At 73.2% G+C, this 16,721-nt stretch carries 15 protein-coding genes; 11 read left to right on the forward strand and 4 right to left on the reverse strand.

Features of this window, described 5'->3' with window-relative positions; translation table 11 throughout:
- The first annotated feature begins 79 nt into the window (after positions 1-79).
- The 3 genes from mca (at position 80) to HUT06_RS08840 (ending at position 1,923) form a co-directional block, all read left to right on the forward strand.
- Entirely contained in the window at positions 80-943 is an 864-nt protein-coding gene (mca, locus tag HUT06_RS08830) for a mycothiol conjugate amidase Mca (RefSeq protein WP_176201237.1), read from the forward strand.
- Between the two features lie 17 nt (positions 944-960).
- Entirely contained in the window at positions 961-1,179 is a 219-nt protein-coding gene (locus HUT06_RS08835; RefSeq protein WP_254715057.1) for a hypothetical protein, read from the forward strand.
- Positions 1,180-1,257: 78 nt separating this feature from the next.
- Positions 1,258-1,923, forward strand: a complete 666-nt coding sequence (locus HUT06_RS08840; protein WP_176195266.1) for a helix-turn-helix domain-containing protein — start codon at positions 1,258-1,260, stop codon at positions 1,921-1,923.
- Positions 1,924-1,937: 14 nt separating this feature from the next.
- On the opposite strand, the gene HUT06_RS08845 is transcribed toward HUT06_RS08840, so the two are convergent.
- Entirely contained in the window at positions 1,938-2,411 is a 474-nt protein-coding gene (locus HUT06_RS08845) for a pyridoxamine 5'-phosphate oxidase family protein (protein WP_254715058.1), read from the reverse strand.
- Between the two features lie 80 nt (positions 2,412-2,491).
- Here HUT06_RS08845 and HUT06_RS08850 point away from each other — a divergent pair, with 80 nt between their 5' ends.
- The 4 genes from HUT06_RS08850 to HUT06_RS08865 all read left to right on the forward strand — a co-directional run bounded on the left by HUT06_RS08850 (position 2,492) and on the right by HUT06_RS08865 (position 8,237).
- A complete protein-coding gene (locus HUT06_RS08850) occupies positions 2,492-3,445 on the forward strand; it encodes a ribonuclease Z (RefSeq protein ID WP_176195267.1) in 954 nt (317 codons plus the stop codon).
- Positions 3,446-3,452: 7 nt separating this feature from the next.
- Positions 3,453-4,811, forward strand: a complete 1,359-nt coding sequence (locus HUT06_RS45165) for an NAD(P)/FAD-dependent oxidoreductase (protein WP_176195268.1) — start codon at positions 3,453-3,455, stop codon at positions 4,809-4,811.
- 42 nt (positions 4,812-4,853) lie between these two features.
- The gene (locus HUT06_RS08860; RefSeq protein ID WP_176195269.1) at positions 4,854-6,839 is read left to right on the forward strand and encodes a thioredoxin domain-containing protein; all 1,986 of its coding nucleotides are present in this window, start codon (positions 4,854-4,856) and stop codon (positions 6,837-6,839) included.
- A gap of 207 nt (positions 6,840-7,046) precedes the next feature.
- Positions 7,047-8,237, forward strand: a complete 1,191-nt coding sequence (locus HUT06_RS08865; RefSeq protein ID WP_176195270.1) for a C40 family peptidase — start codon at positions 7,047-7,049, stop codon at positions 8,235-8,237.
- A gap of 191 nt (positions 8,238-8,428) precedes the next feature.
- On the opposite strand, the gene HUT06_RS08870 is transcribed toward HUT06_RS08865, so the two are convergent.
- Positions 8,429-9,067, reverse strand: coding sequence for a TetR family transcriptional regulator (locus HUT06_RS08870; protein ID WP_217711258.1), 639 nt, complete (start codon positions 9,065-9,067; stop codon positions 8,429-8,431).
- Positions 9,048-10,586, reverse strand: a complete 1,539-nt coding sequence (locus HUT06_RS08875; RefSeq protein WP_254715059.1) for an MFS transporter — start codon at positions 10,584-10,586, stop codon at positions 9,048-9,050. The genes HUT06_RS08870 and HUT06_RS08875 overlap by 20 nt, the downstream gene beginning before the upstream one ends.
- A gap of 116 nt (positions 10,587-10,702) precedes the next feature.
- Between HUT06_RS08875 and HUT06_RS08880 the strand changes: the two genes are divergently transcribed.
- The 4 genes from HUT06_RS08880 (at position 10,703) to HUT06_RS08895 (ending at position 15,174) form a co-directional block, all read left to right on the forward strand.
- Complete coding sequence (locus tag HUT06_RS08880; protein WP_176195271.1) at positions 10,703-11,224, forward strand: hypothetical protein; 522 nt, start codon at positions 10,703-10,705, stop codon at positions 11,222-11,224.
- Between the two features lie 177 nt (positions 11,225-11,401).
- A complete protein-coding gene (locus HUT06_RS08885; RefSeq protein ID WP_176195272.1) occupies positions 11,402-12,289 on the forward strand; it encodes an isoprenyl transferase in 888 nt (295 codons plus the stop codon).
- Positions 12,290-12,403: 114 nt separating this feature from the next.
- Positions 12,404-13,732 (forward strand): PhoH family protein, encoded by a 1,329-nt coding sequence (locus tag HUT06_RS08890; protein ID WP_217711723.1) that lies wholly within the window; start codon positions 12,404-12,406, stop codon positions 13,730-13,732.
- Positions 13,733-14,289: 557 nt separating this feature from the next.
- Positions 14,290-15,174, forward strand: coding sequence for a lytic transglycosylase domain-containing protein (locus tag HUT06_RS08895; RefSeq protein ID WP_254715060.1), 885 nt, complete (start codon positions 14,290-14,292; stop codon positions 15,172-15,174).
- A gap of 66 nt (positions 15,175-15,240) precedes the next feature.
- Here the strand turns inward: HUT06_RS08895 and HUT06_RS08900 are convergent, their stop codons facing one another.
- On the reverse strand, positions 15,241-16,653 hold the full coding sequence (locus tag HUT06_RS08900) for an aspartate ammonia-lyase (RefSeq protein WP_176195274.1): 1,413 nt from the start codon (positions 16,651-16,653) through the stop codon (positions 15,241-15,243).
- Between the last annotated feature and the right edge of the window lie 68 nt (positions 16,654-16,721).

The raw sequence follows: 16,721 nt of genomic DNA on the forward strand, positions 1-16,721 counted from the left end.
GGGAGATCCCCACGTGTCCGAGGTCATCGACGGTACGACGCTCGACCGGCCCTGCGGCGGCGACGAGCCGCTGCGCCTCATGGCGGTGCACGCCCACCCCGACGACGAGTCCAGCAAGGGCGCGGCCACGATGGCGCGCTACGTCGCCGAGGGCGTCGAGGTGCTGGTCGTCACCTGCACGGGCGGCGAGCGCGGCGACATCCTGAACCCGGCGATGGACCGCCCGGAGGTCAAGGCCGACATCGGCAAGGTCCGCGAGGCGGAGATGGCGCGGGCCCGCGAGATCCTCGGCGTCGAGCAGCGCTGGCTCGGCTTCGTCGACTCCGGCTTCCCGGAGGGCGACCCGCTGCCGCCGCTGCCCGCGGGCTGCTTCGCGCTGGAGCCGCTGGAGACCGCCGCCGAGCCGCTGGTGCGCGCCGTCCGCGACTTCCGCCCGCACGTGGTCCTCACCTACGACGAGAAGGGCGGCTACCCCCACCCCGACCACGTGAAGTGCCACGAGGTGTCGGTGGAAGCGTTCGAGGCCGCCGGCGACCCGGAGCGCTACCCCGGTGCGGGCGAGCCCTGGCAGCCGCTCAAGCTCTACTACCACATGACCTTCAGCAAGGAGCGCATCCTCGCCCTGCACACGGCGATGGAGAAGGCCGGTCTCGAGTCGCCCTACGGCGACTGGATGAAGCGCTTCGAGGACGGCGACGACACCCGCGCCACGTGGGAGGTCACCACGCGCGTCGAGTGCGCCGACCACTTCGAGACCCGCGACCGCGCGCTGCTCGCCCACGCCACCCAGATCGACCCCAACGGGTTCTGGTTCGTCGTCCCGATGGACGTCCAGCGCGAGGCATGGCCGACCGAGGACTACCATTTGGCCAGGTCCCTCGTCGACACCGAGGTGCCGGAGGACGACCTGTTCGCCGGCATCCGGGAGAAGGTGTGTCTGTAATGCCTCCCCTCTACGCCATGCCGCTGAACGATGACACGGTCAGTCCCGGCGTCCTCGGCTTCGTGGTGTTCCTCGCCCTGGTGGCCGCGACGGTCTTCCTGATCCGGTCGATGGGCCGGCAGATGAAGAAGATCCAGGCGCCCAGCGAGGCGGATCTGAAGCAGCAGGCGTGGGAACGCGCCCAGGCGGCCGGGAGCGCGCCGGCCGCGAAGTCGGCCGCCGACGACGACGCCTGAGCGCGGCGCCGGCCGAGCCGGCGGGCGCCGCGCCGCCTCCCCGGTTCGATCCGGTCGCGGCCGGGGAGGACCCTCGTCGTGCGCGCGAACTTCGAGGACGCCTACCGCGAGCTCGCTCCGGCGGCGGCCCGGCTGCTCAGGCTGCTGAGCCTGCCGCCCGGCGACGACATCGGGCCGGCGGCGGCCGCCGCCCTCGCCGACATGCCGGAGAGCCAGGCGCGCGGGCTGCTGGAGACACTGGCCGCGCACGGGCTCGTCGCCGCGTCCGGTGACCGGTTCCGGCTCCCCGGGCCGGTCCTCGGCTTCGCGCGGGAGCGGGCCGAGCACGAGGAGACCGAGGACGGCCGCAACGCCGCGCTGCGCCGCCTGCTCGACCACTGCCTCGCCCAGCCGCCCGGCGCGGCGGAGCCCGGCGACCTCGGGGCGGCCCTGCTCGACCGCGAACGCTGGTCGGAGGCCGCCGAGGTGCTGGGGGAGCGCCTGACCGAGGCCGAGGACGAGGCCGCACGCGCGCGCGTGCTGGCCGCGCTCGGCGACGCCTACCTGCGCGCGCACCGGCCCGTCGCGGCGATCAACTTCTTCGGCCAGGCCCTGGACATCATGCGGCGGCGGGGCGAGGTCGGCGAGCAGGCCGGCATCTTCGTGCACATCGCCGACGCCGCCCGCGAGCGCGGCGACCACGCGGCCGAGGGCGCCGCGCTGGGCCGCGCCGCCGTGCTGGCCCTGGAGGACGGCGCGTCCTAGCGGCGTCCCGGCGGCTACACCTTGCGGTGGTCCCAGCTGACGACGCGGTCGGGCTCCATGACGATCAGGACGCGCTTGGCCAGCGCCTGCTCGATGCCCTCGGCGATCACCGGGTCGACGGGCTCGCCGATCTGCGGGACGGGCAGCCCCGCCATCCGCGAGCCGACGACCATGCCGACCTTGCTGCGCGGCCCGGGGTCCTCGATGACGAGGCCGCGGCCGTAGAGCGCGACGCCGCGCAGCTCGTTGTACTCGACGCCGTCCTCGACCAGGCACGTCATGGTGGGGTCGCGGCGCAGGTTCAGCACCTTCTGCGACGCCTTGTAGGTGGTGAACGCGATCTTGCCCTCGAACAGCGTGTAGAACATGGTGACGAGGTGCGGCTCGCCGTCCTTGCCCACGGTGGCGACCTGGACCTTGAAGTTGTCCGCGAGGTAGGTGGCCACCTCCTCCGGCGTCATCTTGATCTTGTCGCGCTTGCCGGCCAACGGGCCCTCCCTGGGTCGCGTGTATCGCGCACAGAATAACCAAGCGCTTGCACGGCTCCCGCACCCGGCACCATGGGGGCATGTCCGTGCGCGAGCTGATCGTCCTCGGGTCCGCCAGCGCGGTGCCCACCAAGAACCGCAACCACAACGGGTACCTGCTGCGCTGGGACGGCCACGGCGTGCTGTTCGACCCCGGCGAGGGGACGCAGCGGCAGATGTCGCGCGCCGGCGTCGCCGCGAACGACGTGACCTGGATCTGCGTGACGCACTTCCACGGCGACCACTGCCTCGGCGTGCCCGGCGTCGTCCAGCGCATCGCCCGCGACGGCGTCGAGCACCCGGTGGACGCGGCGTTCCCGGCGAGCGGCGCGGCGTACTGGGAGCGGCTGCGGCACGCCGCCGTCTTCCGGGACACCGAGGTGATCCGCGAGCGGCCCGTCTCCGGCGAGCGGATGCGGCTCGACACCGGCGGCGCCCCGTTCACGCTGACCGCGCGGCGGCTGTCGCACCCGGTCGAGGCGTACGGGTACCGGCTGGAGGAGCCGGACGGCCGCACCATGCTGCCCGCCGAACTGGCCGCGCGGGGCGTCCGGGGGCCGCTGATCCGGCGGCTGCAGGAGGACGGCCGCGTCACCGCGCCGGACGGCCGCACGGTGACGCTCGACGAATGCAGCGTGCCCCGCCCCGGGCAGAAGGTCGCGTTCGTCATGGACACCCGGCTCTGCGACGGCGTCCGGGAACTGGCGGACGGCGTCGACATGCTCGTCATCGAATCGACGTTCCTGCGCGAGGACGCCGCGCTGGCGGCCGAGTACGGCCACCTGACCTCGGCGCAGGCGGGGGAGGTCGCGGCGGAGGCGGGCGTCCGGCACCTCGTCCTCACCCACTTCTCCGAGCGGTACCGCGCCGAGGACGAGCACCGCTTCACCGGCGAGGCGTCCGCCCGCTTCGGCGGCGAGATCACCCTCGTCCACGACCTGGACCGGATTCCGCTGCCGCCCCGCCGCCTAACCGGGTGGGATGAGGGGCAGTAACCACGGCATGGCTGACGAAGTCGACGTCGTGGTGATCGGGCTGGGCCCCGGGGGAGAGGACGCGGCCGGGCGGCTGGCGGAGGCGGGCCTGTCCGTCGCCGCCGCGGAGTCCCGGCTGGTCGGGGGCGAATGCCCGTACTACGCGTGCGTCCCGACCAAGATGATGGTGCGCGCCGCCGGGCTGCTCGAAGAGGCCCGCCGCGTCCCCGGGATGGCGGGGGAGGCGAGCGTCCGCCCGAACTGGGGGCCGGTCGCCGCCCGCATCCGCGACGAGGCGACCGACTCCTGGGACGACAAGGTCGCCGCCGACCGCCTCACCGGCAAGGGCGTGCAACTGGTGCGCGGGGAGGGCCGCATCACCGCGCCGCACGAGGTCACGGTGAACGGCCGGGTGTTCCGCGCCCGCCGGGGCATCCTCCTCAACACCGGCACGGCCCCGGCCGCCCCGCCGATCGACGGACTGGCGGACACGCCGTTCTGGACGAACCGGGAGGCCGTCCAGGCCACCGAGGTCCCCGCGTCGCTGATCGTCCTCGGCGGCGGTGTCGTCGGCGTGGAGATGGCGCAGGTCTTCTCCCGGTTCGGCACCCGCGTCACGGTCGTGGAGGCGGCCGACCGCCTCCTGCTCAACGAGGAACCGGAGTCGAGCGCGCTGATCCGGGACGTCTTCGAGCGCGAGGGCATCGGCGTCCGCACCGGTGTGAACGTCACGGCCGTCGGCCACGACGGCGGCGAGTTCACGATGCGCCTCGGCGACGAGGCCCTCACCGCCGACCGCCTCCTCGTCGCGACCGGCCGCCGCCCCAATCTGAAGGGTCTCGGCCTGGAGCACGTCGGCCTGGACGAGGACGCCCGCCAGATCTCCGTGGACGGCCACATGCGCGCCGCCGACGGCGTGTGGGCGATCGGCGACATCACCGGCATGGGCGCGTTCACGCACGTCTCCATGTACCAGGGGGCGATCGCCGTCCGCGACATCCTCGGCCAGGAGGGCTCGCCCGCCGCCTACCGCGCCGTGCCCCGCGTCACCTTCACCGACCCCGAGATCGGCTCGGTCGGCCTCACCGAGGCCCAGGCCCGCGACCAGAACCTCCCCGTCCGCACCGGCATGACGCGGATTCCCGACTCGGCGCGCGGGTGGATCCAGAAGGCCGGCAACGACGGCTTCATCAAGCTCGTCGAGAACCCCGAGTGGGGCACCCTGGTCGGCGCCACCGCGGCGGGCCCGGCGGGCGGCGAGGTCCTCGGCTTCCTCGCCGTCGCCGTGCACACCGAGACGCCCACGGCCGTCCTGCGCGACATGATGTACGCCTACCCCACCTTCCACCGCGCCATCGAGTCCGCCCTCGCCGACCTTCAGGCGTAGGGCGGGGGTGAGGCGCAGGCCGGATCGGGCAGGATCGGGGGCATGAACCGGCTCAAGGACGCGACAAGCCCGTACCTGCTCCAGCACGCCGGCAACCCGGTGGACTGGTGGGAGTGGACCGACGAGGCGTTCGCCGAGGCGCGGCGCCGCGACGTCCCCGTCCTGCTGTCCGTCGGGTACGCCGCGTGCCACTGGTGCCACGTCATGGCTCATCAGTCCTTCGAGGACGACGAGGTCGCCCGGGTCATGAACGAGCTGTTCGTGAACATCAAGGTGGACCGGGAGGAGCGGCCGGACATCGACGCCGTCTACATGGAGGCGACCCAGGCCATGACGGGCCAGGGCGGCTGGCCGATGACGGTGTTCATGACCCCCGAGGGGCATCCGTTCTACTGCGGGACCTACTTCCCGCGCGCGCAGTTCCGGGCGCTGCTGCAGGCCGTCCACAAGGCGTGGACGGAGCAGCGCGACGAGGTGGCCGGGCAGGGGCAGCAGGTCGTCGCGGCGCTCACCTCGCGCGGCTCGGGCCTGGCCGGGGACGAGACGCCCGGCGAGGAGGCGCTCGCCCAGGCGGTGGCGTCGCTCGACACCGCCTACGACCCCGAGCGCGGCGGGTTCGGCGGCGCGCCCAAGTTCCCGCCGTCGATGGCCCTGGAGTTCCTGCTGCGCCACCACGCCCGCACCGGCGGCGAGCGGGCGCTCGAGATGGCGTCGCACACCCTGGAGGCGATGGCCAGGGGCGGCATGTACGACCAGCTCGGCGGCGGGTTCGCGCGGTACTCGGTGGACGACGGCTGGGTCGTCCCGCACTTCGAGAAGATGCTCTACGACAACGCGCTCCTGGCACGCGTCTACGCGCACTGGTGGCGCCTCACCGGGACGCCGTTCGCGCGGCGGATCGCGCTGGAGACCTGCGACTGGATGCTCCGCGACCTGCGGACCCCCGAGGGCGGTCTCGCCTCCGCCCTGGACGCCGACAGCGAGGGCGTCGAGGGCAAGTACTACGTCTGGACGCCGGCGCAGCTCCACGAGGTGCTCGGCGAAGAGGACGGTGCCTTCGCCGAACAACTCTTCAACGTCACGGGAACATTCGAGCACGGCACCTCAGTGCTGCAACTGCTGAACGACCCGGAGGACGCCGACCGTTACGAGCGCGTCCGAACGACCCTGCTGGCGGCGCGCGCGCACAGGATCCCTCCCGCACGGGACGACAAGGTCGTGGCCGCATGGAACGGGCTCGCCATCGCCGCCCTCGCCGAGTGCGGCGCGCTGTTCGACCGTCCCGACCTCGTCCGGGCCGCCGAAGAGGTGGCGCGGCTCCTCCTGGACGTCCACGAGCGCGACGGGCGCCTGACACGGACGTCCAAGGACGGGGCCGCGGGCGCCAACTCCGGCGTCCTGGAGGACTACGCCGACATGGCGGAGGGCCTGATCGCCCTGCACGGCGTCACCGGCGACCCGCACCACGTGCGGATGGCGGGCGAGCTGCTGAACACCGTCCTCGAACGGTTCGCGGACGGCTCCGGCGGCTTCTACGACACGGCCGACGACGCGGAGCGGCTGTTCCGCCGCCCGCAGGACCCGACCGACAACGCGACGCCGTCCGGCCAGTTCGCGGCGGCGGGCGCACTGCTGTCCTTCGCCGCGCTCACCGCCTCGGACTGGCACCGGCAGGCCGCCGAGGCCGCGCTGGCCCCCGCCACGACGCTCGCCGCCGAGCACGCCCGGTTCGCGGGCTGGGGGCTGGCCGTGGCCGAGGCGCGGGCGACCGGCCCGGTGGAGATCGCGGTGGTCGGCGACCCGGCCGACGAGCGCACGCGGGAACTGCACCGCACGGCCCTGCTGGCGGTCGCGCCCGGCGCGGTGGTCAGCGTCGGCCCGCCGGACGCCGAGGGCGTCCCCCTCCTGGAGGGGCGCGGCCTGGTGGACGGCGTGCCGTCGGCGTACGTGTGCCGCGGTTTCGTGTGCCGGCTGCCGGTGACGACGCGCGCGGACCTGACTCGCGAACTCCGTAGGCAATTGGACTGATGGTCCACTTTGTGGCACTGTGACCTTGATCTCGTGCCCGCTTGGTGTTACCACTGAGTAGCCGGGACGGAACTGACCCGATGCGGCAGGACGGGCGAGGGTGCCGAGGCGGCGGGCCGGGTATCTGGACGGTGGCCGACAGGCTCAGCCATAGTCGTGTCCCGGGGCCGGCGGAGCCGGCAGGGCGACCTTCGAGGGAGTGTGGCAGTGCGCAAGCCGAACCGCCGGGTCCTACCGACGATCATCGGCGTTTCGGTGCTGACGACCCTCGCCGCGAACGTGGCCGTCCTCGTCGCGCACGACGACGGCCCCCCGGCGCAGGCCCGGCAGACCGAGGAGAAGCGCGCCCGCTACGTGGCCGCGTCCGGGAGCACCACCCTGTCGCCCACGGCGGTCGCGCCGCTCGGCAAGCGGCTCACCCCGCACGTGCTCGTGGCGGCGCCGTCGACGCTCCCGGCCGACTTCGTCCGCGAGGTCCGCGGCGCCAAGGGCGTGCAGGGCGTCGAGGTCGTGGACGCCGTGCAGGGCATGGTCGCGGGCAAGCGGATCGGGCTGATGGGCGTGAACCCGTCCACGTTCCGCAACTACACGCCGAAGCCGACCGCGAAGTCGGACGCCCTCTGGCGCAACCTCGCGTCCGGCGACGTCGCGATCTCCTTCACGATGGGCAGCGACGGCGGCGTCAAGCTCGGCAGCCAGGTCCCCGTCGGCGGCACCCGCAGCCAGTCCCAGCTGCGCGTCGGCGCCTACGCCACGATGGGCATCAGCGACGTCGACGCGGTCATCTCGCACACCACCGCGCAGGCCCTCGGCATGCCGAGCGGCAACGCGATGCTGATCAGCGTCCCGAAGAGCGCGCCCAAGACGTTCATCAAGAAGCTGCGCAAGCACCTGCCGAAGCAGGCCAAGGCCGTCGCCGTCAACCCGGAGATCGACTTCCCGAAGGCCGGCGACGTCCCCACCGCCAACGGCCGCGTCATGACCGCCCAGCAGGTCCAGACGGTGATCAAGGCGGCCTACACCCGGCTCGGCTGGCCGTACGTGTGGGGCGGCGAGTCCGAGGCCGAGGGCGGCTACGACTGCTCCGGCCTGATGCAGTACGCCTTCGCCAAGGCGGGCATCCGCCTCCCGCGCGTCGCCGCCGACCAGGCCCGCGCCGGCTGGGTGATCCCCTACAGCAAGGCCGAGCCGGGCGACATGCTCATCTGGGCCAACGACCCGACCGCCCCCGGCTACATCTCGCACATCGCCCTCTACCTGGGCAACGGCAAGATGATCGCCGCCCCCCGCCGCGGCACGGTAGTCCAGGTCCAGAACGTCTACACCCGCAACATGCGAGGCGCAGTAAGGGTCAACCCCCAAACCGCAGCCAAGGTAGCCGGCGCCATAGGTGGTTAAACCCGACCACCGCCACCCAAGTCGCTGTCCGAACCTCAGCCACCGGCATCACGGGTCGTGCGGCCGGAGGGCGCCCAGCGCCCGGAGGCCGCACGACCCGACGGTCGAGAGGCCGTTTCACGAGACGCGCCAGCGGCTCGGGAAACGGCCTCTCGACCGTGACGGGGGTTCCAGGGGGTCGCCCCCCTGGGCTAAAGCGGACAGCCTTGGGCGAGAAATCTCAGGTTGTGGTCTATCTGGGCCGGGAGGTCTTCGTAGGTGGTCTTGCCGTCGAGCAGGCGGTACAGGGCTGCCTGGAGGACGCCTAGGACGGCCCAGCTGAATGCCTCTACGTCCGGGTCGTCGGGGGCGCGGCCCGTCCGTTCGGCGAAGGCCTCGCTCAGGACCGTGAACGTGGCCCGCATCCCCTCGAAGGTGCGACCGCGCAGGGCGGGGACCTCTGCGGTGATGCGGAGGCGGGTCTTGAGGGCGTCCAGGTCGGTCTCGAACAGCTGGGGCAGGATCTCCCGCAGCATGGCGCGCAGCGCGTCGATCGGCGGCAGCTCGGCGGGCTGTTCGCGGATGGCCTCCGCCATGATCGGGTCGTACTCGTCGGTGATCACGACGTCTTCCTTGGTGGGGAAGTAGCGGAAGAACGTGCTCGGCGAGATCTCCGCCGCCGCCGCGATCTGCTCGACCGTCGTCTCGTCGTAGCCCTGCGCGGCGAACAGCCGGAGGGCATGGTCCTGGATCGCCCTCCGGGTCCGCAGCTTCTTGCGCTCCCGCAGCGGCAGCCGGGCCAGCCGGTCCTCCATGCGGTCGATCGCGTGCTCAGGGGACGACGTGCTCATGGTCCGATTGTCGGGCATCGGCGGCGGGGGCCGCATCCCGCGGCGCCCGGCGCGGCATGAAGAGCCACAGCAGGACGGCCACGGCGAGGGCGCCGGCGCCGCACGCGGCGAACACCGCGTCCATGCCCTGGACGTAGGCGTCGCGCGCGGAGGCGAGCAGCGCCGCGTCGTCCAGCCGGCCGGCGACGCGGACGGCGCCGCCGATGGAGTCGCCGGCCGCGGCGGCGGCTTCGGCGGGCAGGTGGCCGGTGCCGACGTGGTCGCGGTAGACGGCGGCGAGGAGGCTGCCGAGGCCCGCGACGCCGAGCGTCCCACCGGTCTGGCGGAGCGTCTGGACGAGCCCGGAGCCGCGTCCGGCCTCCTCGGCGGGGAGGGCGGCGAGCACCGCGTCCATCGCCGGGATGAGGGTGAGGCCGGAGCCGAGCCCGATGACGACGAGCCACGGGACGGCGGTGCCGTAGCCGTCGCCCGCCTCGGTGAACGCGGCCCAGCCGAGCCCGGCGGCCAGCACCAGCAGGCCCACGACCATGACCGGCTTGTGGCCGGTGCGGGGCGCCGCCCGGTCGGTGGCGATCGCGCCCCCGAGCAGCCCGGCCAGCATGGGGATGATCTTCAGGCCGGTCTCGAAGACGTCGTTGCCCTGGACGGCCTCCAGGTACTGCGGCAGGACGAACAGGAGCCCGCCGAGCAGCAGGTTCGCGGTGACCGCGGCGATCATCGCCCACACGAACGCGCGGTCGCCGAACAGCCGCAGGTTCAGCATCGGCTCGGCGGCCCGCCGCTCCCAGGCCACGAAGCCGGTGAGCAGCAGGGCGGCGAGGACGAACGCGGCGACGGACACCGGGTCGCCCCAGCCGCGGACGGGGGCCTCGATGACGCCGTACACGAGCGCCACGAGCCCGCCCATCGACAGCAGCGTGCCGGGGAGGTCGACGCGCGGCGCCGCTGGGTCCCGGGTCTCGGGCAGCAGGAAGGCCACCGCGAGGCCGCCGGCCACCACCACCGGGACGTTGATCAGGAAGATCGACCCCCACCAGTAGTGCTCCAGCAGCCAGCCGCCGAGCAGCGGGCCGAGCGGCAGCCCGACCGCGTTCGCCCCCGTCCAGATCGCGACGGCCCGGGTCCGCTCCTCCGGCGGGAAGATCGCCGGCAGCATCGACATGGACAGCGGCAGGACGACCGCCGCGCCGAGCCCCATGAACGCGCGGGCGACGATGACGCCGCCGGTGCCGTCCGCGAACGCGCCGGCGAGCGAGGCGGCGCCGAACACGGCGAGTCCGGCCAGCAGCAGCCGCTTGCGGCCGAGCCGGTCGCCGAGCAGCCCCGCCGGGAGCAGCACGGCCGCGAAGACGAGCAGGTAGGAGTCGACGATCCACTGCAACTGGCTGGTGCTCGCGTTCAGCTCCTCCGACAGCGTCGTCAGCGCCACGTTGAGGATCGTCAGGTCGAAGCCGAGCGCCAGCATGCTCAGCGCCAGGGCCGACAGCCCGATCCAGCGCCGGGCGTACCCCACGGACATGAGAGTGACCTCCGAATGAGTGCAACTATGAAATGAAAGTAACTCTCAAAAGAGGTCGTATGTCAATCGCGCTGAATGCTGGCGCCCGTCCGGGTATGCGCTGTAATTTTGATTACATGAGTACGAGTGAAGCGGCGGAAGAGCTCCGCGGCTGGTTCTCCGGGCGGCTTCCGGACGGCTGGTTCGACGGCGTGCCCGAGGTCGTCCTCGACCGCGAGGAGGCCAGTGTCATCGGCCGGCTGCCGCTGCCGGCGGCGGCCGCCGAGGTGTCGGGCGCGGAACGGGCCGGCGTGATCGCCGGGCACGTCCAGCGCTTCCGCGAGGAGACCCGCGAGCGGCGCATCGGCATCGCGCGCGAGGCCGAGCAGCGCTTCGGCTACAAGGTCTCCTGGGGCGTCGAGTGCGACGGCGAGCGGGAGATGTTCACCCACCTGTCGGTGCCGGTCATGACCCGGCTGCGACAGCCCGAGCGGCGCGTCCTGGACACGCTCGTGGACGCCGGCGTCGCGCGCAGCCGCAGTGACGCGCTCGCCTGGTGCGTCCGGCTCGTCGGCAAGAACACCGACGCGTGGCTCGCCGAGCTGCGCACCGCGCTGCAGCACGTCGAGCGCGCCCGCGCCGCCGGTCCGAAGGCCTGAGCCCGTCCGGCGCGGCCCCGCCGGCCGCGCCGGAGCCGCGCCGGAACCGGCCACTGGCCCTTACCGGACGGGCCTTACGGCACCCCGGCTTTCCCATATCGGCGGGAGAACTGTCCCCGCCGGGCCATAATTGAGCGTTCTTCCCGGCAGGGACAGGTCGCTCGGAGGGAAGCCCAGATGGGGGTTCGGCGTACGGGAACACCGCGGCGCGCGGAGTCGCGCGGCGGGCGGAGCGAGGGCGCGCGCCGCCGGCCCGCCGAGGGCGGGCGGCTCGTCTCCGCGCTCCGCCGCAGCGGCCCGTACGCGGCCGTCCGCGACGCCGTCTACCGGTTGTACGAGCGCCGTGTCGAGGCCGACCTGCCCACCGACGTCACCCCCCGGCACGTCGGCGTGATACTGGACGGTAACCGGCGCTGGGCCAGGTCGATGGGGCTGGCCGACGTCAACACCGGGCACCAGCGCGGCGCCCAGAAGATCTCCGAACTGCTGCAGTGGAGCGCCGAGGCCGGGGTCGAGGTCGTCACGCTGTGGCTGCTGTCGACCGACAACCTGAACCGCCCCGCCGACCAGCTGGACCCGCTGCTGGAGATCATCGAGAACACCGTCCGCAAGCTCGCCGCCGACGGCTGGCACGTCAAGCCCGTCGGCGCCCTCGACCTCCTGCCCGACAAGACGGCACGTGTCCTGAAAGACGCGGCCGAGGCCACATCCGCCGCTCCCGGCCTGATTGTGAACGTCGCCGTTGGGTATGGAGGTAGGCGTGAGATCGCTGATGCGGTGCGCTCACTGCTCATCGAGCAGGCGAGCCGGGGCACCAGCATCGAGGAACTCGCCGAGTCCCTCGAAGTGGAGCACATCGCGGAGCATCTCTACACGCGCGGCCAGCCGGACCCCGACCTGGTCATCCGCACCTCGGGCGAGCAGCGGCTCTCCGGCTTCATGCTCTGGCAGAGCGCCCACTCGGAGTTCTACTTCTGCGAGGTCCACTGGCCGGACTTCCGCAAGGTCGACTTCCTCCGGGCCATGCGCTCCTACGCCGCGCGGCACCGGCGCTACGGTACCTGACCGTCCTTCGCGGACCACCGCCCCCTGGGCGGACCCCGGCGCCACCCGTAGGTTCCCCATTCCCAGGGAGATCGAGTGGCCACATCCTCCGCGCGCCGTCCCGGCACGTCCGGGATCCCCTCCGGAACGACAGTCCCGGATCGGCGCACGTACGTCCTCGACACCAGCGTCCTGCTCGCCGACCCCGGGGCGCTGACCCGGTTCGCCGAGCACGAGGTCGTACTCCCCATCGTCGTGATCTCCGAGCTGGAGGCCAAGCGCCACCACCCCGAGCTCGGGTACTTCGCCCGGCAGGCACTGCGCACGCTGGACGACCTGCGGCTGCGGCACGGGCGGCTGGACGAGGCCGTGTCCGTCGAGGGGCCGCTCGGCGACCAGGGCGGCACCCTCCGGGTCGAGCTGAACCACTCCGACCCGAGCGTCCTGCCGGACGGGTTCCGGCTCGGCGACAACGACACCCGGATCCTGTCGGTGGCCGGGTGGCTCGCCCGCGAGGGACGCGACGTCGTGCTCGTCTCCAAGGACCTGCCGATGCGGGTGAAGGCGTCCGCGGTCGGGCTCGCCGCCGAGGAGTACCGGGCCGAGCTCGCGGTCGTGGAGTCCGGCTGGACCGGCATGCGCGAGCTGGAGGTGCCCGCCGGGGCCGTCGAGCAGCTGTACGACTCGGGCGGCGCCGACCTGGAGGAGGCCCGGGACCTGCCCTGCCACACGGGGCTGCGGCTGCTGTCGGAGCGCGGCTCCGCGCTCGGCCGGACGCTGCCGGACAAGTCGGTCAAGCTGGTGCGCGGCGACCGCGAGGTGTTCGGGCTGCGCGGCCGGTCCGCGGAGCAGCGGATCGCGCTCGACCTGCTGATGGACGAGGACGTCGGCATCGTCTCGCTCGGCGGGCGGGCCGGCACCGGCAAGTCGGCGCTCGCGCTGTGCGCGGGCCTGGAGGCCGTGATGGAGCGGCGCCGGCACCGCAAGGTCGTGGTGTTCCGCCCGCTGTACGCGGTCGGCGGCCAGGACCTCGGCTACCTGCCCGGCTCGGAGAACGAGAAGATGTCGCCGTGGGCGCAGGCCGTCTACGACACGCTGTCGGCGGTGACGACGCCGGAGGTCATCGACGAGGTCCTCGACCGCGGGATGCTGGAGGTCCTGCCGCTCACCCACATCCGCGGCCGCTCGCTGCACGACGCGTTCGTGATCGTGGACGAGGCGCAGTCGCTGGAGCGCGGCGTGCTGCTGACCGTCCTGTCGCGGATCGGCGCCGGGTCGCGGGTCGTGCTGACCCATGACGTGGCGCAGCGCGACAACCTGCGGGTGGGGCGGCACGACGGGGTCGCGGCCGTGGTGGAACGTTTGAAGGGCCACCCGCTCTTCGCGCACGTGACGCTGACCAGGTCGGAGCGGTCGCCGATCGCCGAGCTGGTGACCGACATGCTGGGCGACGTGGGCGCCTGACACGAGCGCCCGGCGCGGGCGCCGCGCGCATGAGCCGCGCGCATGAGCAGACCCCGGTGGGGCCGAACCGGTCCGCCGGGGTCTCGTCGTCTCAGAACACGCGTATCCCTTCCCTACGGATCGTGATCGGCAAACCTCGTACCGTAGAGTTGTGATTAAGGTCATATTCAGGGCGCCAATAGCGGAGACGTGCAGGCGGGCCGGGCGTTTCGGTGCCGCGAAGGGGGAGTTGACAACGGCCCCGTAGGCCGCATTGGTCTCGTTTCGGTTGCGAAGCGGCCCGCGGACTCCGGCATTGTGTCTCCTCGTAAGCACCCCCGAGCGGTGCCAGGCCGGAGCGCGGCCCCCCAAAAGACGCGCCCCGGACGAGGCGCCCGCCGGGCCCGGAGCCGCACGCACCCCTGGCGGCCGGCCGGGCCGGGGTGGAAACAGCTCGTCCGCGTGTCCATGCGCGTGCGACCGTCGGAAGGACCGCCTTGTACGGAGACCGTCCCGGGTCCCCTAGGCGAGACGAACGACAGAACTTCGGCGACCTCCCGGCCCCCGTCGCGGACGCGATGGCCGCTTTCGAGACGCCGTCTCCCGCCGGGCAGCCGTCCCCCGAGCAGCCCTCCGCCGAGCGGCAGGCCCCGCCGGCGTCCGCGCCGCACGAGGACGACGTGCACGTCGCCGGTGCCGCCCGCGCCGCCGCCCCCGGCGGCGACACGCTCGGCTTCGGCTCCGCCGAGCCGCCGCCCCCCGGCGGCCGGGCCCGCTCCCGGCGCGCCGGCGGTTCCGGCTCCGGCGGGCGCACCGGCCTGCGGATCGCCGCCGTCGCGGCGGGCGCCGCCGTGGTGATCGGCGGCGGCGCGGTCGCCGCGTTCGCGTTCGCCGGCGGGTCCGGCGACTCGGGCGACGCCGCCGCGACCGTCCAGCCGACCCGGCAGCTGGCGGACGCCGCCGCGCCCAAGGTCGACCCGAAGGTGCTGGAGCAGCAGCGGCGCGAGCTCGCCCTCGAACGCGCGTCCCGCGAGACGCGCGAGGACGACGGCAAGGGCCCCGCCCTGCGGCCCAAGGGCGCCCCGATCCCGACCAAGACGCCGGAGAAGAAGAAGGACGGCGACGACGGCGGCGGCGCCCCGCTCGGCGACCCGACGCCGAAGGGCGAGGCGCAGGAGATCGCCAAGAGGCTCATGCCGAGCTTCGGGTTCACCGGCGACGGCCAGTTCGGCTGCCTGGTGAAGCTGTGGGACCGCGAGAGCGGCTGGAACACCCACGCGGCCAACCCGTCGGGCGCGTACGGCATCCCGCAGGCGCTGCCCGGTTCCAAGATGTCGAGCGCCGGCCCCGACTGGCGCAACAACGCCACCACCCAGATCAAGTGGGGCCTCGGCTACATCAAGAACCGCTACAAGACGCCCTGCGGCGGCTGGTCGCACTTCCAGTCGGCCGGCTGGTACTGATCCCGGCCCGGCGCGTCCCGGCGCCCGCACGGGCCGCTGGGACGCGCACAGGCCCTGCGAGGGGCGTCAGCCGCGGGGGCGCCAGCCGGGCGAGCCGGTCATGCCGAGCACGTCGAGCGCCGCGTCGAGCTGCTCGACGGTCAGCTTCCCGTCGTCGACGTAGCCGCGTTCGAGCACGACCTCGCGGATCGTCCGGCGCTCCCTGAGCGCCTGCTTGGCGACCTTCGCCGCCTCCTCGTACCCGATGTAGCGGTTCAGCGGCGTCACGATCGACGGCGAGGACTCGGCGTACTCGCGCATCCGGTCGGCGTCGGCCTCGATGCCGTCCACGCAGCGGTCCGCCAGCAGCCGCGACACGTTGGCCAGCAGCGTGACCGACTCCAGCACGTTGCGGGCCAGCATCGGCAGCATCACGTTCAGCTCGAAGTTGCCGGCCGCGCCGCCGAACGCGACCGCCGCGTCGTTCCCGATGACCTGCGCGGCGACCTGCGCCACCGCCTCCGGGATGACCGGGTTGACCTTCCCCGGCATGATCGACGACCCGGGCTGCAGGTCCGGCAGCCGGATCTCGGCGAGCCCGGCGCGCGGCCCGGACCCCATCCAGCGCAGATCGTTGGCGATCTTGTTGAGGCTGACCGCGACGGTGCGCAGCGCGCCGCTCGCCTCGACCAGGCCGTCCCGCGCGCCCTGCGCCTCGAAGTGGTCGCGGGCCTCGGTCAGCGGCAGCCCGGTGACCCGCGCGATCTCCGCGATGACGCGCGCGGCGAAGCCCTCCGGGGTGTTGATGCCGGTGCCGACCGCCGTCCCGCCGAGCGGCAGCTCCGCGAGCCGCGGCAGCACGGCCTCCAGCCGCTCGACGCCGTGCCGCACCTGCGCCGCGTACCCGCCGAACTCCTGGCCGAGCGTCACGGGCGTGGCGTCCATCAGGTGGGTGCGGCCCGACTTCACCACGGTCCGGAACTCGCCGGCCTTGCGCGCCAGCGCGGCCTCCAGATGCCGCAGCGCGGGAATCAGGTCGTTCAGGACGCCCCCGGTGGCCGCGATGTGGATCGAGGAGGGGAACACGTCGTTGGACGACTGGGAGGCGTTCACGTGGTCGTTCGGATGGACGGGGCGGCCGAGCCGCTCCTGCGCCAGCGTCGCGACGACCTCGTTGGCGTTCATGTTGGACGACGTCCCCGACCCGGTCTGGAACACGTCGATGGGGAACTGGTCGTTCCAACGGCCGTCCGCGACCTCCCGCGCCGCCTCGGTGATCGCGGCGGCGACGTCCGCGTCGAGCACGCCCAGCTCGGCGTTGACCGTGGCCGCCGCGGCCTTGATGTGGCCGAGCGCGGCGATGTGCGCGGCCTCCAGCGGCCGGCCGGAGATCGGGAAGTTCTCCACCGCGCGCTGGGTCTGCGCCCGCCACCTGGCCGCCGCCGGGACCCGCACCTCGCCCATGGAGTCGTGCTCGACCCGGAACTCCTGCTCGGACATGGAAGCCTCCCCTTCGAAACCGCTGCCGTCCTTCATGGCAGCCTGCCAGGTGGCTCCCGCATTCCCCG

Source organism: Actinomadura sp. NAK00032, from assembly GCF_013364275.1.
Taxonomy (GTDB): domain Bacteria; phylum Actinomycetota; class Actinomycetes; order Streptosporangiales; family Streptosporangiaceae; genus Spirillospora.

What these genes read in the sequence shown, in the direction of transcription:
- HUT06_RS08885 (WP_176195272.1), top strand. Translation starts at nt 11,402, where the DNA reads ATGGGGGTTCGGCGTACGGGAACACCGCGGCGCGCGGAGTCGCGCGGC.
- HUT06_RS08875 (WP_254715059.1), bottom strand. Translation starts at nt 10,586, where the DNA reads ATGTCCGTGGGGTACGCCCGGCGCTGGATCGGGCTGTCGGCCCTGGCG.
- HUT06_RS08860 (WP_176195269.1), top strand. Translation starts at nt 4,854, where the DNA reads ATGAACCGGCTCAAGGACGCGACAAGCCCGTACCTGCTCCAGCACGCC.
- HUT06_RS08850 (WP_176195267.1), top strand. Translation starts at nt 2,492, where the DNA reads ATGTCCGTGCGCGAGCTGATCGTCCTCGGGTCCGCCAGCGCGGTGCCC.
- HUT06_RS08880 (WP_176195271.1), top strand. Translation starts at nt 10,703, where the DNA reads ATGAGTACGAGTGAAGCGGCGGAAGAGCTCCGCGGCTGGTTCTCCGGG.
- mca (WP_176201237.1), top strand. Translation starts at nt 80, where the DNA reads ATGGCGGTGCACGCCCACCCCGACGACGAGTCCAGCAAGGGCGCGGCC.
- HUT06_RS08900 (WP_176195274.1), bottom strand. Translation starts at nt 16,653, where the DNA reads ATGTCCGAGCAGGAGTTCCGGGTCGAGCACGACTCCATGGGCGAGGTG.
- HUT06_RS45165 (WP_176195268.1), top strand. Translation starts at nt 3,453, where the DNA reads ATGGCTGACGAAGTCGACGTCGTGGTGATCGGGCTGGGCCCCGGGGGA.
- HUT06_RS08835 (WP_254715057.1), top strand. Translation starts at nt 961, where the DNA reads ATGCCGCTGAACGATGACACGGTCAGTCCCGGCGTCCTCGGCTTCGTG.
- HUT06_RS08895 (WP_254715060.1), top strand. Translation starts at nt 14,290, where the DNA reads ATGGCCGCTTTCGAGACGCCGTCTCCCGCCGGGCAGCCGTCCCCCGAG.
- HUT06_RS08870 (WP_217711258.1), bottom strand. Translation starts at nt 9,067, where the DNA reads ATGAGCACGTCGTCCCCTGAGCACGCGATCGACCGCATGGAGGACCGG.